This is a genomic window from Arthrobacter sp. Z1-9 (genome assembly GCF_054792695.1).
In genome coordinates, this window is record NZ_CP096456.1 from 4109372 (window position 1) to 4134601 (window position 25230).

Annotated in this window: 24 protein-coding genes; 17 read left to right on the forward strand and 7 right to left on the reverse strand. The window is 63.5% G+C overall.

Features of this window, described 5'->3' with window-relative positions; all coding sequences use genetic code 11:
* Positions 1-20 precede the first annotated feature (20 nt).
* A complete protein-coding gene (locus M1D93_RS18965) occupies positions 21-860 on the forward strand; it encodes a hypothetical protein (RefSeq protein ID WP_461172981.1) in 840 nt (279 codons plus the stop codon).
* Here the strand turns inward: M1D93_RS18965 and M1D93_RS18970 are convergent, their stop codons facing one another.
* Positions 861-1259 carry a YchJ family protein gene (locus M1D93_RS18970; protein WP_461172982.1) on the reverse strand — a complete coding sequence of 133 codons (399 nt, stop codon included), beginning with the start codon at positions 1257-1259 and terminating at the stop codon, positions 861-863.
* A 228-nt stretch (positions 1260-1487) separates the two neighbouring features.
* Between M1D93_RS18970 and M1D93_RS18975 the strand changes: the two genes are divergently transcribed.
* From M1D93_RS18975 to M1D93_RS18995, 5 genes are all read left to right on the forward strand, one after another.
* Positions 1488-2267 (forward strand): hypothetical protein, encoded by a 780-nt coding sequence (locus tag M1D93_RS18975; RefSeq protein WP_461172983.1) that lies wholly within the window; start codon positions 1488-1490, stop codon positions 2265-2267.
* Positions 2268-2309: 42 nt separating this feature from the next.
* Complete coding sequence (locus tag M1D93_RS18980; protein WP_461172984.1) at positions 2310-3314, forward strand: aldo/keto reductase family protein; 1005 nt, start codon at positions 2310-2312, stop codon at positions 3312-3314.
* Between the two features lie 3 nt (positions 3315-3317).
* On the forward strand, positions 3318-4178 hold the full coding sequence (locus M1D93_RS18985; protein ID WP_461172985.1) for an SDR family oxidoreductase: 861 nt from the start codon (positions 3318-3320) through the stop codon (positions 4176-4178).
* Positions 4179-4288: 110 nt separating this feature from the next.
* Complete coding sequence (locus tag M1D93_RS18990) at positions 4289-5416, forward strand: sulfite oxidase (protein WP_461175069.1); 1128 nt, start codon at positions 4289-4291, stop codon at positions 5414-5416.
* Positions 5417-5511: 95 nt separating this feature from the next.
* Positions 5512-5892: an RNA-binding S4 domain-containing protein gene (locus tag M1D93_RS18995; protein ID WP_461172986.1), complete on the forward strand. Its 381-nt coding sequence runs from the start codon at positions 5512-5514 to the stop codon at positions 5890-5892.
* A 34-nt stretch (positions 5893-5926) separates the two neighbouring features.
* On the opposite strand, the gene M1D93_RS19000 is transcribed toward M1D93_RS18995, so the two are convergent.
* Positions 5927-6433 carry a hypothetical protein gene (locus M1D93_RS19000; protein WP_461175070.1) on the reverse strand — a complete coding sequence of 169 codons (507 nt, stop codon included), beginning with the start codon at positions 6431-6433 and terminating at the stop codon, positions 5927-5929.
* 304 nt (positions 6434-6737) lie between these two features.
* On the opposite strand from M1D93_RS19000, the gene M1D93_RS19005 reads away from it, so the two are divergent.
* Entirely contained in the window at positions 6738-7355 is a 618-nt protein-coding gene (locus M1D93_RS19005) for a uracil-DNA glycosylase family protein (RefSeq protein ID WP_461172987.1), read from the forward strand.
* Between the two features lie 13 nt (positions 7356-7368).
* Positions 7369-8301 (forward strand): hypothetical protein, encoded by a 933-nt coding sequence (locus tag M1D93_RS19010; protein ID WP_461172988.1) that lies wholly within the window; start codon positions 7369-7371, stop codon positions 8299-8301.
* 18 nt (positions 8302-8319) lie between these two features.
* On the opposite strand, the gene M1D93_RS19015 is transcribed toward M1D93_RS19010, so the two are convergent.
* Positions 8320-9570: a type II toxin-antitoxin system HipA family toxin gene (locus M1D93_RS19015; RefSeq protein ID WP_461172989.1), complete on the reverse strand. Its 1251-nt coding sequence runs from the start codon at positions 9568-9570 to the stop codon at positions 8320-8322.
* On the reverse strand, positions 9567-9833 hold the full coding sequence (locus M1D93_RS19020; protein WP_461172990.1) for a type II toxin-antitoxin system Y4mF family antitoxin: 267 nt from the start codon (positions 9831-9833) through the stop codon (positions 9567-9569). The genes M1D93_RS19015 and M1D93_RS19020 overlap by 4 nt, the downstream gene beginning before the upstream one ends.
* Positions 9834-10088: 255 nt before the next feature.
* Here M1D93_RS19020 and M1D93_RS19025 point away from each other — a divergent pair, with 255 nt between their 5' ends.
* Positions 10089-11201, forward strand: coding sequence for a thermonuclease family protein (locus M1D93_RS19025; RefSeq protein ID WP_461172991.1), 1113 nt, complete (start codon positions 10089-10091; stop codon positions 11199-11201).
* 65 nt (positions 11202-11266) lie between these two features.
* Here M1D93_RS19025 and M1D93_RS19030 read toward each other — a convergent pair whose 3' ends face one another.
* Positions 11267-12517: a hypothetical protein gene (locus M1D93_RS19030; protein WP_461172992.1), complete on the reverse strand. Its 1251-nt coding sequence runs from the start codon at positions 12515-12517 to the stop codon at positions 11267-11269.
* 123 nt (positions 12518-12640) lie between these two features.
* Here M1D93_RS19030 and M1D93_RS19035 point away from each other — a divergent pair, with 123 nt between their 5' ends.
* Genes M1D93_RS19035 through M1D93_RS19045 form a run of 3 tightly spaced genes read left to right on the forward strand, consistent with a single transcriptional unit; the run spans position 12641 to position 16199 of the window.
* The gene (locus tag M1D93_RS19035) at positions 12641-14137 is read left to right on the forward strand and encodes a type I restriction-modification system subunit M (RefSeq protein ID WP_461172993.1); all 1497 of its coding nucleotides are present in this window, start codon (positions 12641-12643) and stop codon (positions 14135-14137) included.
* Complete coding sequence (locus tag M1D93_RS19040) at positions 14134-15261, forward strand: restriction endonuclease subunit S (RefSeq protein ID WP_461172994.1); 1128 nt, start codon at positions 14134-14136, stop codon at positions 15259-15261. Before M1D93_RS19035 ends, M1D93_RS19040 begins: the two co-directional genes overlap by 4 nt.
* Complete coding sequence (locus M1D93_RS19045; protein WP_461172995.1) at positions 15261-16199, forward strand: restriction endonuclease; 939 nt, start codon at positions 15261-15263, stop codon at positions 16197-16199. Before M1D93_RS19040 ends, M1D93_RS19045 begins: the two co-directional genes overlap by 1 nt.
* A gap of 29 nt (positions 16200-16228) precedes the next feature.
* Here the strand turns inward: M1D93_RS19045 and M1D93_RS19050 are convergent, their stop codons facing one another.
* Both M1D93_RS19050 and M1D93_RS19055 read right to left on the reverse strand, forming a co-directional pair.
* The gene (locus M1D93_RS19050) at positions 16229-16621 is read right to left on the reverse strand and encodes a PIN domain-containing protein (protein ID WP_461172996.1); all 393 of its coding nucleotides are present in this window, start codon (positions 16619-16621) and stop codon (positions 16229-16231) included.
* Positions 16606-16875, reverse strand: coding sequence for a type II toxin-antitoxin system Phd/YefM family antitoxin (locus M1D93_RS19055; RefSeq protein WP_461172997.1), 270 nt, complete (start codon positions 16873-16875; stop codon positions 16606-16608). Before M1D93_RS19055 ends, M1D93_RS19050 begins: the two co-directional genes overlap by 16 nt.
* A 137-nt stretch (positions 16876-17012) precedes the next feature.
* Here M1D93_RS19055 and M1D93_RS19060 point away from each other — a divergent pair, with 137 nt between their 5' ends.
* The 5 genes from M1D93_RS19060 to M1D93_RS19080 are packed head-to-tail and all read left to right on the forward strand — an operon-like array spanning position 17013 to position 25177.
* Positions 17013-20381: a DEAD/DEAH box helicase family protein gene (locus M1D93_RS19060; protein WP_461172998.1), complete on the forward strand. Its 3369-nt coding sequence runs from the start codon at positions 17013-17015 to the stop codon at positions 20379-20381.
* A gap of 45 nt (positions 20382-20426) precedes the next feature.
* Complete coding sequence (locus tag M1D93_RS19065) at positions 20427-21134, forward strand: FadR/GntR family transcriptional regulator (protein WP_461172999.1); 708 nt, start codon at positions 20427-20429, stop codon at positions 21132-21134.
* A gap of 26 nt (positions 21135-21160) precedes the next feature.
* Positions 21161-22201: an asparaginase gene (locus tag M1D93_RS19070; protein ID WP_461173000.1), complete on the forward strand. Its 1041-nt coding sequence runs from the start codon at positions 21161-21163 to the stop codon at positions 22199-22201.
* Positions 22202-22208: 7 nt separating this feature from the next.
* A complete protein-coding gene (locus tag M1D93_RS19075) occupies positions 22209-23624 on the forward strand; it encodes an aspartate ammonia-lyase (RefSeq protein ID WP_461173001.1) in 1416 nt (471 codons plus the stop codon).
* A gap of 38 nt (positions 23625-23662) precedes the next feature.
* Complete coding sequence (locus M1D93_RS19080) at positions 23663-25177, forward strand: amino acid permease (protein WP_461173002.1); 1515 nt, start codon at positions 23663-23665, stop codon at positions 25175-25177.
* Positions 25178-25230 lie beyond the last annotated feature (53 nt).

The following is a 25230-nucleotide window of genomic DNA, read 5'->3' on the forward strand; positions in this document are numbered from 1 at the left end:
CCCGGTGATTGAGTTGAACCATGAGCAGCTCAACGGACCCAGAGAACCTGCCCCCACGACGCGCCCGGGAGGACGTTGACCGGAGCGGAAGTTATCGTGCCGCGGCGGCTGACGATGATGCCACCCGCACCTACGACCAGGTGCCGGCACATGATGCCGACCGGACTTCCACCTACGAACGGGTTCCGGCGGCGCGCTCCGACTCGTCCGGAGCCTCCGCGGAACGGGACTATGTCCCGGCCACCCCGGCTCCCGCGGCCGATCCGAACCTGACGGACCGGCAGACCGCCGTCGCCAGGGAGAAGGAACGGTTCGGCGGCATCAAGGTGGGCTCGGCGTTCTTCGGCTGGCTGACCGCTACGGGCATGGCGGTGCTGTTGACCGCCCTGGTGGCAGCGGCCGGAACGGCTGTGGGCCTTGCAACCAACACGGACGTCAATGAGGCGGTGAACCAGGCGGCCTCGAACAGCGGCACGGTTGGCCTCGTGGGCATCATCGTCCTGCTGGTCATCCTGCTTCTCTCCTATTACTGCGGCGGTTATGTCGCCGGACGCATGGCACGTTTCAACGGCATGAAGCAAGGCCTCATGGTGTGGATCTGGGCGCTGATCGTGGCTGTCCTCGTATCCATCCTGGGCCTGGTGTTCGGACAACAGTTCAACGTGCTGGCCAACCTCAACAGCTTCCCCCGCATCCCTATCAATGAGGGGCAGCTGACCACCACCAGCATCATCGCCGCCGTCGTGGTGGCGCTGGTGGCACTGGCCGGTGCCGTGTTGGGCGGACTGGCTGGCATGCGGTTCCACCGCAAGGTGGACCGGGCAGGCTTCACTCCCGACGAGGACTACGGCGACGAATAGTCAGGCCAGAATTTCCCCGTCCAGGTAAAACCAGCGGCCGTTTTCCCGGACGAACCTGCTGACCTCATGATGGGTGCCGCGCTCATTGCCGCGCCGGAACCAGGCCTTGAACTCCACCATGCCCTGGACATCGAGCGGGCCGCCGCGGTTGACGGAGAGAATGTCCAGGCGCCGCCATTGCAGGTCCGGATCAAGGTCCAGCTCCGCAGGGGCCTTGTCCGGGTGCCAGGTGCGCAGCAGGTAGGGCCCGTCAAGGAGCACGAAGGCGCTGTACCGGGAGCGCATCAGCTGCTCTGAAGTTGCCGCTTCTGCCTCGCCGGAGTGGAACCGCCCGCAGCACAGCGCGTACGGCTCGCCGGAAAGGCACATGCAGTTCGTGGTTGGCGTGTCCTCTGCCATGGTGCTCCTGGTTCTTTCTTCCGGCCGCGCAGTGCATGCCGTGGTTCCTGCGACCGACTATAGGCGCCAGGGTGGCCTGATATTGGGGATAACAGCTTTAAAACAACCCGGGACGCACCGCTCCGCCCGTCGGCATGGCCCGGCAAAAATCCGTATGGTGGAGAAGGAGCTGTTGCCGGCAGAGGGGCGCAGGTGCGGGCTTCACGGCCGGCGGAGAGGAGAGATGACGTGGAAAATCCGGATACGCTCATCCTCAACCTGACGTTTTTGGGGACCGTGGGATTGGCTTTCCTGATGTTCCTGGCCCTCTTCCTGCTGGGGGTCATCACGCTGGTGCTCGCGGGGATCAGCCGGCTTGCAGCCGTCATGCTGATGGCCTTGTTCGGCCGGGGCCCCCGCAACGAAAGCGTCCCGTTGGTCCGCCTGGCTGGCGGCCGTTTCAGGACAAACCCCGACGACGGCACTCCAGGTTCAGTTGCGGGTCCCGCTGTTGGCGGCGTGCCCGCCGCCATGGCCCCGAAAGCCATGCGTCAGCGCCGGGACTGGCGTAGAGCGCTGAAGCCGTCCCACCTGCGCTCGGCGCTGCGCACCGCCGTCGTACGCCACCCCGCCCTGACGGCCGCGCGGCGCGAACCCCCCGTCCTTGCCGAGGACTGGGCCTCCGCTGTTGCTGAGGCGGACGCCAGGGCCGTGGCGCGGGCGCGGGAGGCTGCACCGGAAATCAAGCTTTCTGTTCGGGACCTTCCCGATCCCCGCGTGCCTGCCGACCAGGTAGTGGAGGTCGCTCCGCTCGTGGAGTCTGCCCTGGACCACCACCGTCCCGGCCGCGTGCCGCGGTCGTTTAAGAAAACGCAGGCGCCGCGGCCATTGTCGCCGCTGGATACGGGATCGCTCGTGTCGTTGTCCGGCCCGGCGCAGGCGGTCAAAGGCGCCTCCTCGAAAGGCGCAGCCGCCAAGGGAAGCGCCGTCGACCGCCCGGCATCCAGAAGCAACCCACATAAGGGCTGACAGCCCTTACCCTGAGCAACCATCTGGGTTAGCGTGAAACCCATGGAATTCAGATACCTCGGAAACAGTGGCTTCAAAGTCTCGGAAATCACCTTCGGCAACTGGCTCACGCACGGCTCCCAGGTGGAGAACGACGTCGCCTCCCAGTGCGTGAGGGCGGCCCTCGATGCAGGCATCAGCACCTTCGACACGGCGGACGTTTACGCCAACACGGCTGCGGAAACCGTCCTCGGCGAGGCCCTGAAGGGCGAGCGCCGCGAGTCCCTGGAAATCTTTACCAAGGTCTTTGGCCCCACCGGGCCCAAGGGCAAAAACGATCTGGGCCTGTCCCGCAAGCACATCATGGAATCGATCAACGGTTCCTTGCGCAGGCTGCAAACGGATTATGTGGACCTTTACCAGGCGCACCGATACGACTTTGAAACGCCGCTGGAGGAAACCATGCAGGCGTTCGCTGACATCGTCCGGCAGGGCAAGGCGCTGTACATCGGCGTCAGCGAATGGACGGCCGAGCAGCTCCGCGAAGGCCACGCCCTCTCCAAGGAGCTCGGTTTCCAGCTCATCTCCAACCAGCCGCAGTACTCCATGCTGTGGCGCGTCATCGAGGCTGAGGTTGTGCCGGCGTCCGAGGAGTTGGGCGTGTCGCAGATCGTCTGGTCCCCCATGGCCCAGGGCGTCCTTAGCGGCAAGTACCTGCCCGGGCAGCCCGCCCCCGAGGGCAGCCGCGCCACGGACCGGAAGGGTGGCGCCAAGATGATCGAGCGCTGGATGCGCGACGACGTCCTGGCCGGGGTCCAGGAGCTCAAGCCCATCGCAGAGGAAGCCGGACTCTCGATGCCGCAGCTTGCCGTCGCCTGGGTGCTGCAGAACCCGAACGTCGCTTCAGCCATCATTGGTGCGTCCCGGCCGGAGCAGATTGCAGACAGCGTGGAAGCGGCAGGGGTGAGGCTGGAACCGGACGTCCTGAAGAAGATCGACGACGCCATCGGGTCCCTAGCCGAACGTGATCCCGCGCAGACCAAGTCGCCGCCCAAGCGGGAGCATTAGGCGATGGACCCCCGTTCGGAACTGCCGGAGCTCGCAGTCACCGGGTCCACAGGCGGCCTGGGCGGAATGGTGGCGCGGCAGCTCGCCGCGGCCGGTTCCGCCCAGCGCCTGCTGGTGCGGGACGTGGCACGCGCGCCAGAGCTGGAAAACGCCGCGGCCGTCGTGTGCACGTACTCCGATTCAGAAGCAGCACGCCAGGCCCTAGAGGGCGCCAAGGTGCTGTTTATGGTGTCCGCCGCGGAGGCAGAGGACAGGCTGGACGAACATTTCACGTTCGTTGATGCTGCTGCCGGCGCCGGGGTGGAGCACCTGGTGTATACGTCCATCTACCGGTGCGCGCCGGATTCGACCTTCACCCTGGCCCGCGACCACTACGCCACGGAAGAACACATCAAGGCTTCCGGGATGGAGTTCACCTTCCTGAGAAACAACCTCTACCTGGACTTCCTGCCTCTGATGACCGGGGAGGATGGCGTGATCCGGGGACCGGCCGGCGAGGGCATGTTTTCCGGGGTGACCCGGGAGGATATTGCCCGCTGTGCTCTTGCCGTGCTTCGCGACCCCGCCATCCACAAGGGCCAGACCTACAACCTGACCGGCCCGGAAGATCTCTCCTTGTCACGGGCTGCAGAGGTGCTGACGGCAGGAACCGGCCGTACCGTCAGCTATCATCCGGAAAGCATTGAGGAGGCTTACGCGTCCCGCTCATCCTACGAGGCACCGCAGTGGCAACTGGATGCCTGGGTGAGCACGTACACGGCTATCGCGTCTGGCGAGCTGGGGGGAGTTTCTCCTGATGTGCATGGGCTGACCGGCGAGGATCCCCTCAGTCTGGCGGAGTTCCTGACCCGTCCTCAGCTGTAGTAGTCCCCACCGCCGCTCCGGGCCGTTGACGTGGCGGCCGGGCGGGCGTAAACCTGTGGCAAGGCACCATCCAGCCCTGCAAAATTCCCGCCCAGCAGAATCGCAGCGTGATGAAACAGATCCACGACAACCTGCAGTCCACGACTCCAGCTGAGGGTTCCGGGGAGCCGGCCGCGGCGCCGGCCGGGCCCACCACCGGCCCGCTCACCCCGGAGGAACTCCAGCTGGGAGCCCGCAACCACTCCATGCCCCTGGAGGCGCTACGCCGCGACATCACTCCGCCCGGACTCCACTACATCCTCACGCACTTCGACATCCCGGACATCGACCCGGCCGCCTGGCACCTCCGGATCAGCGGTGCGGTGGAGCGGGCACTGGAGCTGAGCATGGCCGCGCTGCGGAAGGATCCGGCCATCACCGTTCCCGTCACACTGGAGTGCGCGGGCAATGGCAGGTCGCTCCTCTCACCGCGGCCACTGAGCCAGCCCTGGGTACTTGAAGGAGTGGGCACCGCACAGTGGACCGGGGTTCCCCTCGCCTACCTCCTGGGCAAGGCGGGGGTGCTGCAGAACGCCGTGGAAGTGGTCTTCACCGGCGTGGATGCCGGGATCCAGGGCGGCGTCCCCCACCATTACGCGCGGAGCCTGCCGATCCGGGAAGCGCTGCGTGCCGACGTCGTACTCGCCTACAAGATGAACGGCGCCGAGCTGCCGCCCCAGCACGGCTACCCGCTCCGGCTGGTGGTCCCGGGCTGGTACGGCATGGCAAGCGTGAAGTGGCTGGAGTCCATCGAGGTGGTCACTGCCCCCTTCACGGGCTACCAGCAGCAGGTCGCGTACCGCTACCAGGATTCAGCGGACGACGCCGGGACACCGGTTTCACGGATCAGGGTACGTTCGCTGATGGTGCCGCCGGGCATCCCGGAATTTTTCACCCGCAAGCGGGTGCTGCCGCGGGGACCCGTGATGCTGCAGGGCCGTGCCTGGTCCGGGCACGCGGCCGTGACTGCTGTGGAAGTTGGCATCGATGGCAAATGGCTGCCGGCGCACCTGGAAGAACCCGCTGGCGGATTCGCGTGGCGCAAGTGGACGCTGCCGTGGGTCGCTGACCCGGGCGAGCATGTGCTGGCCTGCCGTGCCACGGATGCCAGCGGCGCCACCCAACCCCTGGAGCAGAATTGGAACTACCAAGGGCTGGGCAACAACGTGGTGCAGCGCATCAGCGTAAGGGTTGAGTAGCGGCTGTTACATGGGCAGCGTTGGGCAGGCTTGGTTTCGCGGTTGGGACACCTGTCTCCTGGGCGGGGACGCCGGGGCTATACTCGGTGCCAGCCATGACCAGTCTTCCTTCCTCCCCCGCCAGCGTCCGCATCGATGCGTGGTTGTGGGCCATCCGTGCCTATAAGACGCGCTCTGCGGCTACGGCTGCGTGCCGCGCGGGCCATGTACGGCTGAACGGCAGCCCGGCAAAGGCGTCGGCAACACTGGTCAGCGGCGACTCGGTGACGGTCCGGATGTCCGGTTACGAACGGATCCTCGAAGTGCGCCGGCTCATCAACAAGCGCGTAGGTGCAGAGGCCGCGTCCCACTGCTTTACGGACCACACCCCGCCGCGGCCTGTGGCTCCGGCGCTGGGCCTGCCGCAGCGCGACCGAGGTGCCGGCAGGCCCACCAAGAAGGACCGCCGCGAGATGGAGCGCCTCCGCGGGGCATAACCCCGCCTGGTCCGGAGTCTGATGGCGGCCTTGCCTAGCCTTTGACCCGCGCCCGCACCAGGTTCGCGAACGGCAGCTTCCCGTACTCCTCAATGAATGCCGCGTGGTACCCGGCCTCGGCCTTGTTCAAGCCTTCGGCGGGCAGTTCCTTCCATGCGATCAGCAGTTGCCGGGCGTCTTTGAGCTGCCAGACCAGGCGGCCGTCCCAATGCCCTGGCGGCTTGCCCTGCCCAAAGTCAAGGAACTCTTGGATCTGACGCCGGAGTCCGCGGTTGCCTTGGCTGCCCGGACCGGCTTTCCCCAGATAGAGCACCGCGGCGGCATCCACCCACTCGGCCGCGAGCGCCGGTTCCGGCAGTGAGGGGTCCTTCTTTTTGAAGGCGCCGGCAGTGCTTTTCTTCAGGAATTCCGGCTGGAACCCTTCCGGTGCGATGACGGCGAAGACGCCTGTGCCCTGCGGGACCCGCATAGCCTCAAGGCCTTCGAACGACCTGAAGCCCGCAAAGCCGTCGTCTCTCAGGCCCTTCCTGGTGAACTGCATGCCTATATTGAACAGCACGCCTGCTGCTAAACCCACGCGCCTACTCCAAACACCCACAGGCCACCGCTACCGGTGAACAGCTCCCCCGCTGCCCGGCACAGAAATGACTGTGACTGAAAAAGCCGCGGCCCCGCCGTCGACGTCAATTACTGTGCCGCACCAAGGCCCTCAAGCGTGCCCCCGAGCAGGAACGGCGGCGTAATGGCGTGGTGCACCTCAATTTCCCCTGCCCTCCTCCATGCGCGGAAGCGTAGAGTGGCATAAGACGCCTGATTCTGGACGCCTTGCTGCTGAGGGAGAAATCGTGACGATTGATTGGGACGAAAAGAAATCCCTGCTACAGGAACCGAATATCGCGAAGGTAACCCAGCTTTGCGACGAACTGATGGAAAAGAAGCCGGGCTCCACCGTCCCCTACATCGACCCGGTGCACGACGAGGATGAATGCCGGATCGTCAGCCTGCAGGTAAGCCCCGGAAAAGGCACCGAATCCGGCTTCGTCTCGCACTACAACGATGACGAAGCAGCCCGCAGAGCAACCCAGATCTACGAACTGGCCGAACTCGACCCCCGCTACGTGATGCCGTGGAACGCCTATCCGTGGGTACGGGATCCGGGTATGCCGTCGGCGCTGAGCGTGCAGGAAAAAACCGACGGCCTGCGCCCCTTCCGCCAGTTCCTCAAGATCAACTCACGCGTGTCCGCGATCATCGCCCACGGCACGGACGCTTCCACTTTCCTCACACTCTTTGAGAAGACCTACCATTCTTCACTGAAGAACAGCGGCATCAAGATTTACAAGGCCACCGCTCTGGGCGGCCGGGCGTTTGCCGTCTCGGAAGCGAAGCAGGAAGAGCTTCTGGCCAAGAGCGTGGAGATTTACAAGGACGCCATGCAGCGGGCGGGCATCCAGCACCTCTGACCCACTGACGCGAATGGACGTGCTCGACTGGCTGCTCGATGCCGATCCCGCCATCCGCTGGCAGGTCCTGCGGGACCTGACGGAAGCTTCTGCCGAGGAGATCCAGGCCGAGCGGGAGCGGGTAGCGAACCACGGCTGGGGCGCCAGGCTCCTCGCTCTGCAGGGCAGGGACGGGCAATGGGCGGGCGGCACCTACTGGCCGGCCTACGACGACGACCCCGACGGTCAGCCATGGACCGCGACCACCTACAGCCTGCTGCTCCTGCGCGACTTCGGCCTGGACCCTGCCAGCCAAGAAGCCCGGCAAGCCATTTCGCTTGTCCGCGAAAACAGCCGCTGGGAGGAAGGCAACCAGCTCTTCTTCGACGGCGAAGTGGAACCGTGCATCAACGGGATGACCGTGGCACTCGGGGTTTATTTCGGAGAGAACGTAGACCCGGTGGTGGCGCGGCTGACCCGCGAACAGCTCGCCGATGGCGGCTGGAACTGCGAGGCCGGGCGAGGCTCCACCCGTTCCTCCTTCCACACCACCGTCTGTGTCCTGGAGGGGCTTCTCGAGCATGAGCATGCCACCGGCGGAACCCCTGAATCCCGGGAGGCGCGGCACCGCGCCGAGGAGTACCTCCTGGAGCGCCGGCTGCTGAGGCGGGAGTCCACCGGGGAGCTTGTTAGCCGGGACTGGCTTCAGTTCTCCTACCCCACCCGCTGGTTCTACGACGTCCTTCGCGGGCTGGATTACTTCCGCGCCGCCGGCGGCGCCCCTGACAAGCGTCTCGAAGAGGCAGTGGAGGTGCTGCGGTCGAAGGAACAACCGGACGGCAGGTGGCTGCTGGAAAACAGCCACCCCGGCAAGGTCCACTTCCCGCTGGAAGACGGCGACGGACAACCAAGCCGCTGGAACACCCTTCGTGCTCTGCGCGTACTGCGCTGGTACCAGGGTTCATGACGGCACGCGCCGCCCGGCTCAGCCTTCCATCAACCTCCGGCGGTGCTTCAACTCCTTGACCCACGCCCTGGTGACCATGTCGGGAAAGGGCGAGCCGCCGTCGTCATTACCTTTTTGGCCGGGCCCCTTCAAGGCACGGAAGGCGGTACCGGCCTCCAAATCGGTGATCAGCGGGCCGGACGCCTTCAGTGCAATCTCCAAAACCTGGGCAGCCGCCCGGTCAGTTAGTCCCAGCTCCGTGGCCCAGCCCAGGAAGTGGCGGCGCGAAATCCCGGTCCTCTTCCCGTCCATGGTCAACGCCAAAGTTTTGTCGCCGTAGACCACTGTGGAGGGGATGTCGTACACCGGCGCGATGACCCACTCCCCGTGGGGCTGCTGGACCATGGAGACGTTCTTGGCATGGAGGTCTCCATTGCCCGTCAACCACGCGTAGGCCGCTTGGATTGCCAGGTTTCGAAGCGCAGGAAGCGGCGCCGAGCAGTAGTCCGCGAGCGCATGGCACACCTGGCTGTACCCCACGTTGTACTTGTCCGCCGGGTAGAGCTTCAGCACTTGCGCCCCGTCCTCCACGGCCAGGCGCCGTACGGCATCTGGCCCTGCCCCCGGGACGGCCACGCGGTCGAAACGCTCCACCAACAGCCCCGGCCGGCCGGCAACATCCCGAATTAGCTGGACGCGGCTCAGCGGAATCCGAAGCCTGGCGGCGTAGCGGAACATGACGTACTCGTTTTCCACCACGTGCGGAAACTCCGGCGCGTTGAGCTTCAGAATGAACTGGCGCCCGGTACTCGCCACCGGCACGGAAATCATTCCGGCGGACAACTTGTCCTGGACACCGGCCAGGGCTACCGGATCAATCAGGTCCGGGTCGCCGAGCAACTGATCGAAATCAACAGGGCGGCGCGGATCCAAGCGGACCGCGTGATCATCAGGGTTCAAGGGTTCCCCGTGGCCGACGATCTGGACGTCTCCCACCGGATTGCCGCCGGCCGCGATCAGAAGGGACAGGTCGTCGTCCGCGCTGGTTTTAATGGATCGACGCAGGGCGTTAAGGCGGCGGCCCTCCGGCAGCAGCCCGGTGAAATAGGGCGGAGCGGCCCCCGCACTGGACAGCACAGGTTCGTTCGTGAGCGGCAGGGAAGTGGCGACGGCGGGTCCACCGGCGCTGAGATAGCTCGGCAGGTAGCTGAATGCGGTGCCGCCGTCATGCCGTTCAAGCCGGGCGGCGAGCACGCCTGCCTTGTAGATATCGGCGATACGGTGCCTCACGGCTGCTCCCGCTGGCCAGCTGCCGCCGTCCCGCCGCGAAGGGCGGCTGCACGTGTCCGTGTAGTCAACTGCAGCTCCAGGCCAAGGGTCCCAAGCAGCGCCAAAAGTGAGTCCAGCTGGACGCTGGGTTTCCCCTGTTCGACGAACCGCACGAAACGCTCCGACACCCCTGCCAACTGTGCGAGATCGTGCTGCGTGAGATGGAGGGTCGTGCGGCGTGTCCTTACTTCCGCCGCCAGCACTTCAGAAAATGATTGAGTCACAGCACTCCCACAGGTACGATCGTGCCTATCTAGCACTCAGGTCAACCTTAGTACTGGGGAACCGACCAGCGTAAGGCGTAAGAACGGTACGATCATGCCGGTGCCGCGTGCCTAGAACTATCGCGATCTTGATCTTCTCTTGAGGAAGCCTTGCGTTTGGGTGGCCAGCATACATATAGCAAGTATTAGGTTCTTCTCGGTTGACTTATCCCCAGCTATTAGAGGGCCTGGTCAAGGTCCTATCGAAAGCACCGAATGAAGAAATTGATAACCGCCGCACTGGCAACCACGGCTTTGGTGGCAGGCTCCGTTGCAGTGGGCGCAGCTGCCAATGAAGACTCGGGGACTGTGGTGCGAGTCATTGACGGCGATACGCTTATCGTTTCCATCAACAATGGGGATCACACCATTCGGCTTCTCAACGTGGATACGCCCGAAACCAAGGACCCCAACCAACCAGTGGAATGCCTCGGCCCGCAAGCGTCGAAGTACCTGGAAGAGGCGCTTCCGAAGGGTACCCAAGTACGGCTGGAATTCGATGTTGAGCGGCACGACAAATACGGCCGGACGCTTGCCGGGGTCTTCGCTCCGGACGGGTCACTTGTGAATGCAGAGATTGCACGGGAAGGGCTGGGGATACCGGTGCAGTTCGGCAGCAACGACAAGTTCCTCCCGCCTGTCCAAGCAGCCTATGAGGAAGCCAGGACCGCGCAGACCGGCCTCTTCTCAGAGACAGTTGACTGCACCCTCCCTGCGCAACTTGCGCAGACCGCCCAAGCGCTGGAAAAGGCTGCGGCAGTCGCGCCTGCAACATCTTCGGCTGATGCTGGGGCGGCCGCCGCCGTGCTAGTCACCGAGATTGCCGCCGCGAAATCTCTCCGTGCAGTTTTTGCTGCAACTAAGGACGCCAACAGGGCAATCTACTGGGCAGGGCTTTCTGCTGCTGCCACTACGGGCGCTCTCGCCGCCCTTGATAAGGGGATCGCCACCGGGGAGCAGAAGAGGGACGAATTCAAGTCGCAGCAGTCTACGTTGGCGGCGGCTGAAAAGAAGGCCGAAGAAGAACGCCTGGCAGCTGAAGCCCGCGCCGCCGCAGAAAAAAAGGCCGCTGAGGAACGTGCGGCCGCCGAGAGAAAGGCCGCCGACGAAGCAGCTGCGGCAGCCAAGACGGCTGCAGAGGAAGCAGCCCGGCAAGCAGAGATCGAAGCTGACCGGCTTCGAAGGTTGCCCGCACCAGCGCCCTACGTCCCGCCGGCACCCCAGCCATATGTTCCACCGGCCCCCGCCCCTTATGTGCCACCGGCACCCTCCAAATACACAGGGCCTCGCTGTTATGCGCCGGGCGGGAAGACCTGGCGCCCCTGCTAAACACCCAACGACAGCGGGTCCGCGAGCCTGGATGCTCTTTCGGACCCGCTGTTGTAATTGTCGAATCAGGACGAAGTTTGATCGTTCGAGTGGGCGCTCTTGCGGCGTTCCTCGATGCTCTGGGCGACCTGCAGAATGCCGTCCTCCACGCCTCCGGCGATGGCCTTTGGTGCTGCCGCAACAGTGCCAGCCGCAGCACCAACAGCTCCGGCAACGGCGCTTCCGGCTGCGTGGCCAAGATCAAGAAGGGACGTATGCCATTCCTTGCGCTCGAAGGCCTCGGTAGCCGGCATGCCGTAAGCCTCAGAGAACACCATGAGAAGCCGCTGGATTTCGGATACCGCGTCATAGAGTTTGGGCAGTTCGAAGGGGTTCGCCACGCGAGTTAAGGTGTCCACTTTAGACGCTTTCGCAGCAGCGTCTGCCAATTTCTGAACTTTAGACCTCGTGAGCTCAAGGCGGCGGTCCCTGGCCTGCTCTACGTGACGGGCATGGGCGCCTGCGGCGTCCGAACCGGCACCATGAACGATCTCAAGTGAGTCCATGCGCACCATGTTCGTCAAAGCGACCGCTGTGATAATCAACCAGTGCTGGAGTTCACCGGATGCGGCGTTCCTTGCGCCCTCCAGCCGTTTACCAAAGCTCTTGGCACTGAGCTCGTCCGCGAGGACATCTATGTGGTTGAGGGCAACCGCGTGCATCTGGGACAGGGCAGCAGCCTGTCCTGCCACCTGGTCCCATAGGGTGGGCGTCAGCTCTCCAGTTTCTTCAAAATAGCCAAAGGCCTTGTCCAGGATGAAGGTGGTTCCCTGGATGTTTCCAAGCGCTTCGTTCCGAGTATCCCGGAGCACCGTATCGAGCTTCGCGTCCATGGACTCAAGCTGCACCTCTAAGCTGTGGATAGCAGACCGGATCGCGATCGCGGCCGCCAACATGGGCCAGTTCGTCGCCGCTGACGGGTTGACCCCTGAAGACTTCACCAGCTCGACCACAGTGTCGATGGTTCCGTCGGGCTGCCGGAGGACACCACTGACGATGCCGAACGTTTTTTTAGTGGAACCAGCCAACTCCAGGTACTTGGCGTAGGACTCGGGGGTCATCTGGAACGAGTTCCCACTTATTCCCCCCTGCCCCAGCAGGCTGAGCAGCCCGCCAGCAGCGGCCAGCATGTCAGTGACGGCCGTCCCGACCTTTGCCGTTGACTCGTGCGGAACGTCGAGCTTCCGAAAAAGCTCCGCAATGGCTTCAGATGACCCTGCTACCAGGGCGGACTCGCCATCGACGTAGAGGGCAAGGTCCGGGTTCACATCATTCATAGGGGACATCTTCACATATGGTTCAGACAGACGGCCGATCCCACATTGAGTGTCTGATCCATAAGAAGGCAGCACCGCCAATAAAAGCCAGGCGCTACTCCGCCAGCCACTAAACTCACATGGGTGATCACAGGTGAAATCAAGTCCCAAGTCGACAAGGTCTGGAATACGTTCTGGAGCGGCGGTATCTCCAACCCCTTGGAAGTCATCGAACAGATCACGTATCTGCTGTTCCTGAAACGTCTCGACGAGAACCACACGCGCGAGGAGAAGCGGGCCAACCTCCTGGGCCAGCCGCTGCAGAACGCTGTGTTTCCCGACGGTCTGGACCCGGAGGGCCGGCCCTACTCAGACCTTCGCTGGTCCCGGTTCAAAGACTTCTCCCAGGCCGAGATGTACACGGTCTTCTCGCAGAGCGTTTTCCCGTTCCTGCGTAACGAACTCCCCAAGCTTTCCAACGGCGAGGAGTCGACGTACAGCCACCACATGCGGGATGCCCAGTTCAAGATCCCGAATGCCGGAGTCCTGAAGCAGGTGGTGGATGTCATTGACAGCATCAACATGGACGGAAAGGACACCAAGGGCGACCTGTACGAGTACATGCTGTCCAAGCTCGCTTCCGCCGGCACCAATGGCCAGTTCCGGACGCCGCGCCACATTATCGACCTGATGGTGGCAATGACCGCGCCCAAGCCGTTGGAAGCCATCTGCGATCCCGCCTCAGGCACCTGCGGATTCCTGGTCCAGGCCGGTGAGTTCCTGCGGAAGAATAACCCGAACCTGCTGACCAATGACGAGAGCGGCAAGTTCTTCCACAACCAGCAGTTCCACGGCTTCGACTTCGACTCCACAATGCTCCGCATCGGCTCCATGAACATGCTGCTCCATGGGGTGGAGAACCCGGATATTTCGTACCGTGATTCGTTGGCTGACCTCCACGCCGAGGAGGAGGAAAAATACAACGTCATCCTGGCCAACCCGCCGTTCGCCGGCAGCCTCGACTACGAAAACGTCGCTAAGGACCTCCTGACCGTCGTCAAGACGAAGAAGACGGAGCTCCTCTTCCTGGCACTCTTCATCAAGCTGCTCAAGCCCGGCGGACGGGCCGCCGTAATTGTTCCCGACGGCGTGCTGTTCGGCTCCACCGGAGCACACAAGGCCCTGCGGAAAACCTTGGTCGAGGGCCACAAGCTCGACGCCGTGGTGAAGCTCCCGTCCGGCGTCTTCAAGCCCTACGCTGGAGTATCCACAGCCATCCTCTTCTTCACCAAGACCAACTCCGGCGGCACGGACAACGTCTGGTTCTACGACGTGAAGTCCGACGGCTTCAGCCTCGACGACAAGCGCACACCGCTTGCCTCCTCCGACCTCCCCGACGTCCTCGCCCGCTGGAGTGAACGGACGACGTCGGAGCTTGAGCGGTTGCGCACTGACCAGTCGTTCTCGGTGCCGCTTTCAGAGATCGCCGCCAACGACTACGACCTGTCGCTGAACCGGTACAAGGAGATCGAACACGAAGTCCTCGAGCATGCCGACCCAACGGAAATTTTGGCGACGCTGGACGGCCTGGAGGCCGAAATTGCCGAGGGTCTGGCGGATCTGCGGGAGCTGTTGAAGTGAAGCTTGGTGAACTCATTCGACCTGCAAAGATCCTGCGTGCGGGCGGCACCGGGTATCCGCTCCTCTCGATGACGATGCGCAACGGACTTGTCCCTCAAGGCGAGAAGTTCAAAAAGCGAGTCGCCGGAGCCGACCTGTCGCAGTACAAAGTCGTGCAAAATGGCCAGTTGGTCGTCGGATTTCCCATCGACGAGGCCGTCTTGGCCTTCCAGCGGTCAATGCGAGCGGGAATCGTCAGCCCGGCATACGCAGTTTGGGACGTAATCGACAAAGCGGTAGTCGATTCCCTGTATCTGGAGCGTTTCCTTCGATCTCCGATAGCCATCGCCTACTACTTAGCGAAGCTTCAAGGATCAACTGCGAGGCGGCGGTCGCTTCCCAATCCTGTGTTCCTTGACATGGATGTGCCGCTTCCAGCCCTCGACGAGCAGCGGCGGATTGCGGCGATCCTGGACAAGGCCGGCGAGCTCCGCACCAAGCGCCGCCAAGCCCTCGCCCACCTCGACACCCTTACCCACTCGATCTTCCACTCCATGTTTGAACAGATGGAATTCCCCACGGCGCCAATGGGCTCAGTGGCCACATTCTTCGGAGGTAATAGCCTCCCTGAGGGACAAGCATTCGCAAATCAGTCGCTTGGCTATTTGCTCTTGAAAGTCTCCGACATGAATCGCAGCGGGAATGAACGGCTTTTCCTCACTGCCGGCTCGTGGTCCGAAGCTCCCGGCAGCAAAGCGTCAACGTGTCCCCCCGGTTGTGTCGTTCTTCCCAAGCGAGGGGCTTCAATTTCGACGAACAAGAAGCGCCTCACTGTGCGACACTCCGTGCTGGATCCAAATCTGATGGCCGTCAAGCCTTCACCCGCACTCGATTCCGCCTACCTTTTTGCTTGGTTTGAGAGCTTCGACTTAACCACGATCACTTCGGGCAGCTCTGTGCCCCAGCTGAACAAACAGGACCTGCATCCTCTGCCGATCCCAATTCCCCCACTGGAACTTCAGCATCTCTTTGCTACCCGCATTGCGGCCGCCGAACGCTTGAAGGAGATCCACCGTAAGCACCTCGCAGAACTGGACGGACTGTTCGCGTCACTTCAGTACCGAGCATTCAAGGGAGAACTGTGATGTCGGAAGTTCAATCGGAATCGACAGCTACAGAAGTTCCAATCTGGCCAGCATTGATTGTTCCTGTTCTGCGGGCTCTTGAGAATGGTCGGACGCTGCACCGTAAGGACCTGTTCCATCAGGCGGCGGGGCAAGCAGGACTTTCTGAGTCGGCCCGACTGGAAACGCTCAATTCCGGCGGACTGCGTTACGAACAGCGAATGGGCTGGGTCCTCAGCCACCTGACGCGCGCGAACTGGATCGATAGGCCGTCAAAGGGGCACTACTGCATCACCGATGCTGGCAGGCAATGGCTTCACTCCAACCCGGATGGAATTAATTACAGCCAGGCGCATGAGCTCTTCGCGCAGTACTGGCCCAAGTCCGAGAAGCAAGTACCGGCCCAGGAGGCACTCACTGCAGGCATAACAACGGCTGAGGAACTGGAACCCGTCGAACAAATCGAGGACGGTATCAACCGTATCCACGACGAGGTGGGCGCAGCACTCATTCAGCGGCTTCGTGAAGGCCATCCCGACTTCTTCGAAGAGGCAGTGGTCAAGCTACTGCTCAAGATGGGTTACGGCGGGGCTGAACAGCGGGGGCGCCGCATCGGCGGATCGGGTGACGGCGGCGTTGACGGCGTGATCGACCAGGATGCCCTCGGCCTTGACCGGATCTATGTCCAGGCCAAACGCTACGCCGATGGCAACACCGTGGGGCGCGAAACCATCCAGGCTTTTGTGGGCGCGCTGCACGGCGTCGGGGCATCGCGCGGAGTCTTCATCACCACCAGCACCTTTACGTCGGGCGCACGCCAGTATGCCGAGAACGTTCCCTCCCGCATTATCCTGATCGACTCCGCCCGCCTGGTCAGCCTCATGATCAAGTACCGCGTGGGCGTGCAGGTGAAGCAGAGCTATGACGTGGTGGAGTTGGACGAGGACTTCTTCGAGTAAGTCTGCCTAAGAGTGGGAAGCAGGCTGCTTCAGCCCACTTCCAGGATCTCGACGACGTCACTGATCAGCTCGAAATCCTTGGCGTTCCGCGTCATGAGGGGAATGCCCAGCGAGTGCGCCTGCGCTGCGATCATGATGTCCTTGCTTCTGGCATGCTGCGGGCGAAGCGAGCGGACCTTTGCGGCCAGCTCGCCGTAGCTCTCGGCCGCGGGCTCATCGAAAAGGATCCAGTCCATCAGCTCCCGCCAAACGGCGAGGCGGCGCACCCGCTGCCGCCGGATCTCTTCAGAGGCTGAGGAACGGATGCCGAAATGCAGCTCCGCCAGGGAGATGATGCTCGAACCCAGCACCTCCCCTTCCGGCCACTCCGCTGGCGGGCTGATCAGGATGTTCGTATCGAGGAGGATCACCGAGACTCCCACGGATCCTCCAAGGGGTCCGCATCCCGGGATTCCCGGTGTTCCTCCAACCAGCCGGTTTGGTCCCCGCCGAGCCCCGCCAGTTCAAGAGCCCGAGCCACGTCGGCAGCAGGCGTCCACTTCCGGCGGTGCGTAATGGGAGACATCCTGGCCACAGCCCGCCCCTGCAGGGTGATTTCCACGCTGGCTCCGCGCTCAACGCGCTCTACGACGGCCCTAGGGTTTTGTTTGAGTTCCCGAACGCCCACCTTGTCCATATGTGCAGTGTATTCCCGAAGTAGTCTTTGTTCTACAAGTGCTGGACGCCCGCTTCCGCGTGGTTGACTAGTGCCTATACGCGGCGTGGCAGTGACGGGAGTCGATAGTGGGGGCAGGGAACAGCAACTTTGGGTTTTTGCTGGCCGATTGGCCTGACCTTGCCCAACATGCCCGACGTGCTGAAAAGTTCGCCCGCATCGACCCGCGTGCTTCCATGTTCTACTCCCGGTACACCGTTGAGCGGCTCGTGGAATGGCTCTACAAGGTAGAAACCGCTCTGGTCCTTCCGTACAAGGACGACCTCAACGCCCTGCTCAATGAACCTGCATTTAAAGGTCTCGTAGGCGGAGTCATCGGTAGCAAATTGACCATCATCCGCAAAGCGGGCAACAACGCCGTCCACAACCCGGTCAACCCCACCACGCAGGGCGCCGAAATCGTCCTCCGCGAGCTGCACCACGTCTGCTACTGGCTTGCCCGAAACTATGCGAAGAACGGCAGCCAACTGCCGCCGTCTGCGGGGTTCGACGCCGGCCACCTCGCCCCTGCCAGTTCGGCCCCGGCGCAGCAGCACTCCCCCGAGGCACTGCAGAAACTGGAGGAGGAGCTCAAGGCTAAGAACGAGGCCCTTGCCAAGGCCGCCGCCGAATCGGCGGACCTGGCAGAACAACTGAAGCAGCTGCAGGCCGAAATCGCAGCCACCAAGCAACAGAACCAGGCGGTCCCGGACCAGCACGACTACGACGAGGCGCTGACCCGCAAGCACCTCATCGACTGGGACCTCAAAGAGGCCGGCTGGCCGCTCGAGAATCCAGAAGACCGCGAGTTTAAAGTGGACACGATGCCCACGGCCAGCGGCACGCTGAGCGGCACCGGCTACGTGGACTACGTCCTCTGGGGCGCCGACGGTCTGCCGCTCGCCGTCGTCGAGGCCAAACGGACCACCAAGGACCCGCACGTTGGCAAGCAGCAGGCAAAGCTGTACGCCGACTGCCTGGAACGCCGGTACAACAGGCGGCCCGTCATCTACTACACGTCCGGCTACGAGACCTGGATCTGGGACGACAAGATGTACCCGGAGCGTGCCGTCCAGGGTTTCCACACGCGGGACCAGCTGCAGCTCCTCGTCAACCGCCGGCAGACCCGCAAACCGCTGGCGCAGCAGCAGATTGACGACGCGATCGTCGAACGGCCGTACCAGCACAACGCCATCCGCGCCGTCACCGAAGCCTACGAGAACGACTACGAACGCAAGGCCCTGGTGGTCATGGCGACCGGCACAGGCAAGACGCGCACGGTCGTCGCACTCACCAAACTGCTGCAGGAAGCCAACTGGGCCAAGCGCGTTCTCTTCCTGGCGGACCGCGTGGCCCTGGTGAAACAGGCGGCCAATGCGTTCAAAACCCACCTGCCCGGCTCCGGCCCGATCATCCTGGGCTCGGGCGAGGAGGCGGACAGCCGCATCCATGTGGCCACGTACCCCACGATGATGAACCTCATCAACAAGACAGAGGGCAGGCTGGGCCAGCGCAGGTTCGGGATCGGCCACTACGACCTCATTATCGTGGACGAAGCCCACCGCTCCATCTACCAAAAGTACAAGGCGATCTTCGACTACTTCGACTCGCTCCTGATCGGCCTCACCGCCACTCCACAGTCGGAGGTGGACCGCAACACCTACAGCCTGTTCGGCATCGAGGACAACGTGCCCACGTTCGCCTACGAACTCAACGAAGCCATCGAGGCCGGCTACCTCGTCCCACCCCGCGTGGTGCCGGTGCCACTGAAATTTCCTTACGAAGGCATCGCCTACGACGACCTCCCCGAGCACGAAAAGGAGCAATGGGACGAACTCGACTGGGACGAGGACGGCGAGATTCCCGAATCGGTGGACCCCGCCGTCGTCAATTCCTGGCTCTTCAACACCGACACCGTGGACAAAGCACTGGAAGTGCTGATGACGCACGGCCACAAGGTGGCCGGCGGCGACCGCCTTGGCAAGACCATCATCTTCGCCAAGAACAACCGGCACGCCGAATACATCGCCGAACGCTTCGACAAGAACTATCCGCACCTCAAAGGCCACTTCGCCCGAGTGGTCACATACCAGGTGAACTATGTGCAGAACCTCATCGACGACTTCTCGCGCCGTGACGCCAACCCGCACATTGCGATCTCCGTGGACATGCTTGACACCGGTATAGATATCCCCGAGGCCGTCAACCTGGTCTTCTTCAAAATGGTCCGGTCCAAGACCAAGTTCTGGCAGATGGTGGGGCGCGGCACGCGCCTATGTCCCGACCTCTCCGGCCTGGGCGAGGACAAGAAGGACTTTTTCATCTTCGACCTGTGCCGCAACGCCGAGTACTTCAACGCTGGCATGCCCGGCAACGAAGGATCCCTGGGCAAGTCCCTCGCGGAGAGCACCTTCGCCACGCGCGTCCGGCTGCTGCGAACGACGGCGGACCTCGCCTGGGATTCCAGCTCCCCCTTCGTTATTGAGCTGCAGGAGTCGTTGAAGCACACAGTGGGCAGGCTGCCGCTGGAAAACTTCCTGGTCAGACCTGCCCGGAAATGGGTGGACAAGTTTGCGGAAGAATCGGCCTGGAAGTCTTTGGGTGGCGAGGACTTTGACGCGCTCGAGACCGAAATTGCCCGGCTGGCATCCATCGGCGCCCTGCCGGATACGGAGGAGGCCAAGCGCTTTGACTATCTCCTGCTGCAGACTGAACTGGCAGCACTCCAAGGGAACCCCCTGAGTCCGTTCCGGAAAAAAGTACAAGCAGTAGCCGCCGCGCTCCAGGACCAGCCGAACGTTCCCGCCATCGCGGCGCAACTGCCGTTGATCGAAGCAATCCTCGACGACGCTGAGTGGGAGTCCGTCTCAGCGGAATGGCTGGAGGACATCAGGCTCAGGCTCCGCGAACTTGTCCACCTGATCGAGAAACGCAAGCGGAACGTCGTTTACACCAACTTCCTCGACGAACTCGGCGAGCTTGAAGAAATCGACCTCGCCGGGGCATCCAACGGCCACATCGACCTGGCCCGCTACCGCGAGAAGATCCGGCTGTACCTTGCCGATCACCAGGAGCATGCCACAATCCAGAGGCTCCGAAGAAACAAACAGCTGACCGCTTTGGACCTCTCCGAGCTGGAACGCATCCTGCTGGAAAGCGGCCTCGGCTCGCGGGAAGATCTGGAGCGGGCAGCCGATGACGGACTCGGGCTCTACGTCCGATCCTTGGTAGGCCTGGACCGCGACGCAGTAGAGGAAGCGCTGGCCGAGTTCGTTGCGGGTACAACGCTGACAGCCCAGCAACTCGACTTCCTTCAGGTCCTCACCAACCACCTTGTGGAGAACGGCAAGGTCAACCCCGCAGCGCTCTTCGATTCGCCGTACAACGAGCTCGCACCGTCGGGCCCGGACGTACTGTTCGGGGACGACAAAGTGGTCAAACTGTTCGGGATCCTCCGGTCGATCGAGGACCGCGCCCGCGTCAGTTAGTCGCTCCGCATTGACAGCAGCTGTGACCCCTGCCATATTTAAGACGTGAACCTGTCAGACAGCCGGACAGCAGGACAGCCTGCCGCCCTTCCGCTCGCACGGCTTAGTGCTGCCGAAGCTGTGTTCAACGCCATCCGGCAGGACATCGAGTCCGGACGGCTGGCAGTGGGCGCCAAACTGAGCTCGGAGGCTACGCTTGCACAGCAGTACGGGGTGAGCCGGTCAGTCATCCGGGAAGCGCTCCGCTCCTGCACGGCTTTGGGTCTCACCGTCACCAAAACCGGCAAGGGAACGTTCGTCGTCGCGAACAAAGTGGCCAACGATCTCACCCTGGGCCAGTACTCGGCCCGGGACCTGACCGAAGCCCGCCCGCACATCGAAGTTCCCGCGGCTGGACTTGCCGCAGAGCGCCGCAGCGACGAGGAGCTGGAAACTCTCCGCCACATCGTCGCCGCAATGGCCACTGAAACCGATCCCGAAGCCTGGGTAGCCCTGGATTCGAGCTTCCATGCAGCCATCGCCCGGGCCAGCGGCAACAAAGTCTTCGCCAGCGTGGTGGCGGATATCCGCGGCGCCCTGGCCCATCAGTCCGAAACGCTGAACATGGTGGCGGACCGGCAGCGCGCCTCGGACATCGAACACCAGGACATCCTGGCCGCCATCGCGGCTGGCTCGGCCGAGGACGCCCGCGCCGCCATGGCACACCACCTGCACGCCGTCGGCGTCGCCCTCGACTCCATCCTGAACAACTAGCCCCAGCCACCCCAGCCAAGGAATCCATGCTCTCCCCTGCACTTTCACCTGCCCTCAGCGCTGCCGCCCTCCCGCAGCACACGCCGTTGGTCACTGCCACCCGCGACGGACTGGTGGAGAGCGTCCACTATGGGTCGGCAATAGCCCTCGACGCTGACGGCACAACAGTGGCAGCTGCGGGTGAGCCCCTGGCTCCCTTTTATCCCAGGTCCTCGCTGAAGCCGCTCCAGGCCGTAGCCATGGTCCGCGCCGGCCTCGAGCTGCCGGCTAATCTGCTCGCCCTGGCCGGGGCAAGCCACTCGGGCGGCGCAAAGCACCGCCAGGGAGCCCTGCGCATCCTCGAACAGTACGGGCTGAGCGTCAGCGACTTCGAAAACAGCAGGGACCTCCCCTACGGTGCGGGTGAGCGGGAGGAGTGGCTGCGCAACGGGGGCCGATCCACGCAGCTCACCCAGAACTGCTCCGGCAAGCATGCCGCGATGGTTGCCACCTGCACCATCAATGGCTGGCCGGTCAAAGGTTACCTGGACCCCTCCCACCCGCTGCAGCAGTTGGTTGCCAAGACCGTCCTGGACCTGACGAACGAGGGACCACTCGCCGTCAGTACTGACGGCTGCGGCACCCCGCTGTTTGCCCTCACGCTGCAGGGCATGGCCCGGGCCTTCGGAGTCGTCGCCCGCGCCGCCGCGGACAACGACGGCAGTGCGGAAGCCGCCGTCGGCCTCGCCATGCAGCAGCATCCGGACATGGTGGCCGGGGAAGGCCGCGACGTCACCGAACTGATGCGCCTGCTCCCGGGCTCAGTGGCCAAGGACGGCTTCGAAGGCGTGCAGCTGGTGGGTCTTGCTGATGGCCGCGCCGTTGCCGTAAAGATTTCCGACGGCGGCGACCGTGCCCGGATGCCGGCCACAGTCAAACTCCTCGAGGCGCTGGGCGTGGACACCGCGCCGCTCTCTTCAATCGCGACCGCACCCGTTCTTGGCGGCGGCCACCAGGTGGGCCTGCTGCAGGCTGCCGACTTCCTGCCCGAATCATCAATGTCCATACCCGTCAACGAAGCCCTGTAAGGACCCCATGACCACGATCAACACCGCCGCGCCTGTCCGGTCGGAACACGACCTGCTCGGAGACCGCGACGTCCCCGCGGACGCCTACTGGGGCGTGCACACCCTCCGGGCTGTGGAAAACTTCCCCATTACCGGCCAGAAGCTGTCCTCCAACATGCACCTGGTCCGGGGCCTCGCGGCAGTAAAACTTGCAGCGGCCCGCACCAACCGGGAGCTCGGGCTGCTGGACGCCGAACGCTCGGATGCCATCGAGCAGGCGTGCCAGGACATCCTGGACGGCCGGCTTGCGGACCAGTTCGTGGTGGACGTCATCCAGGGCGGCGCCGGAACGTCGTCCAACATGAACGCCAACGAGGTCATCGCCAACCGTGCGCTGGAGATCCTGGGCCACCCCAAGGGCGACTACGCCCGCCTGCACCCCAACGACCACGTGAACCTGTCCCAGTCCACGAATGACGTCTACCCCACGGCCGTAAAGCTGGGCACCATCTTCGCTGCCCGGGAGCTGCTGGACGCCCTGGCCGAACTCGAGGAAGCCTGCGCGTCAAAGGCGCTGGAGTTCCGCACGGTGGTCAAGATGGGCCGCACCCAGCTGCAGGACGCCGTGCCCATGACCCTGGGCCAGGAATTCGGCACCTACGCCATCACCATCGGCGAGGACCGGCTCCGTCTTGCCGAAGCCGACCTCCTGATCCACGAAATCAACCTCGGCGCCACAGCCATCGGCACGAGCCTGAACGCACCCCTGGGCTATGCCGAGGCGGCCTGCCGGCACCTCGCCGAGGTCACCGGCCTCCCGCTGGTCACCGCCCCGGACCTCATCGAAGCCACCCAGGATGTGGGCGCCTTCGTCCACCTCTCGGGAGTGCTGAAGCGCGTGGCCGTGAAACTCTCCAAGATCTGCAACGACCTCCGCCTGCTCTCCTCCGGCCCGCGCGCCGGTTTTGGCGAGATCAACCTGCCGGCCGTGCAGTCCGGTTCCTCCATCATGCCCGGCAAGATCAACCCGGTGATCCCGGAAGTGGTCTCCCAGGTGGCCTACGAAGTGATCGGCAACGACGTCACCATCACCATGGCCGCCGAAGCCGGGCAGCTCCAGCTCAACGCTTTCGAACCAGTCATCGTCCACAGCCTCCACAAGAGCATTTCCCACCTGGAAGCCGCGTGCCGCACCCTCACGGCCCGCTGCATCCGGGGCATCACCGCCAACACGGATCATCTCCGCCGCACGGTGGAGCAGTCCATCGGCCTGGTCACAGCCCTGAATCCCCACCTGGGCTACGCCACCGCCACCGCCATCGCGCAGGAGGCACTCGCCACCGGCAAGGGCGTGGCGGAGCTCGTCCTCGAACACGGACTCCTCACCAGCACCCAACTGCAGGAACTCCTCAGCCCCGAACGCCTTGCCAACCTGAGCAAGTAATCCCCAATCATGCCAACGGATATCCCAAGGACAACCCCATGACGAATCCCCCGCTCCCAGACCACGTGATCGACGGCGGTCATGCCCATGCCTCCGAATCGGCGCTCCATGCCGAGGACAAGGGCTACCACAAGAACCTCAAGCCGCGGCAGATTCAGATGATCGCCATCGGCGGTGCGATCGGCACCGGCCTGTTCCTGGGGGCCGGCGGCCGGCTCAACGCCGCGGGCCCGTCCCTGGTCATCGCCTACGCCGTGTGCGGGTTCTTCGCGTTCCTGATCCTGCGCGCCCTGGGCGAACTGGTCCTCCACCGCCCCTCATCGGGGTCGTTCGTCTCCTACGCCCGGGAATTCTTCGGCGAAAAAGCCGCGTTCGTTTCCGGCTGGTTCTACTGGATCAACTGGGCCACGACCACCATCGTGGACATCACCGCCGCGGCCCTGTACATGAACTTCTTCGGCAACTACATCCCCTGGATGGCAGCGGTTCCGCAATGGGCTTGGGCACTGATCGCCCTGGTCGTGGTCCTGGCGCTGAACCTTGTCTCCGTGAAGGTCTTCGGCGAAATGGAATTCTGGTTCGCCCTGATCAAGGTCGCCGCCCTGGTCATCTTCCTCATCGTCGGCACCTACTTCGTCATCTTCGGCACCCCCGTGGACGGCCAACAGGTCGGCCTGAGCCTCCTTTCGGACAACGGCGGCGTCTTCCCCAACGGCCTGCTGCCCATGATCATCCTCATGCAGGGCGTCCTGTTCGCCTACGCCTCCATCGAACTGGTCGGTACCGCCGCGGGTGAAACCGAAAACCCCGAAAAGATCATGCCCAAGGCCATCAACTCCGTGGTCTTCCGCATCGCGGTGTTCTACGTCGGCTCCGTGATCCTCCTGGCCCTGCTGCTGCCCTACACCTCCTACGAAAAAGGCGTCAGCCCCTTCGTGACGTTCTTCGGCTCCATCGGCATCCAGGGCGTGGACGTCATCATGAACCTCGTGGTTCTCACCGCCGCCCTGTCCTCCCTCAACGCCGGGCTGTACTCCACCGGCCGGATCCTGCGCTCCATGTCCGTCAACGGCTCCGCGCCCAAATTCGCCTCCCGCATGAACAAAGCAGGCGTCCCCTACGGCGGCATCGCCATCACCGCCGGCGTGTCCCTCCTGGGCGTCCCGCTGAACTACCTCGTCCCGGCGCAGGCCTTCGAAATCGTCCTGAACGTCGCCTCTGTCGGCATCATCATGACTTGGGCCACCATCGTCCTGTGCCAGATCCAGCTCCACCGCTGGGCGAACAAGGGCTGGCTGGAGCGCCCGTCCTTCCGCATGTTCGGCGCCCCCTACACCGGCTACCTCTCCCTGCTGTTCCTGGCGGGCGTGCTCATCATGGTCTTCATCGAATCCCCCCTCACCATGCTCGTCACCGCCATCGCCTCGGTCCTGATGGTCCTCGGCTGGTACGCCTGCCGCCAACGCATCCGCGAGATCGCCGAAACCCGCGAAGGCTTCACCGGAATCTCCCCCGTCATCGCCAACCCACCGGCGGAGACGTTCAAGAAGTAGTACCTCTTCACAGCGCCCGACGGCGGCACCCCAGGTTCTTGAGCTACAGAACC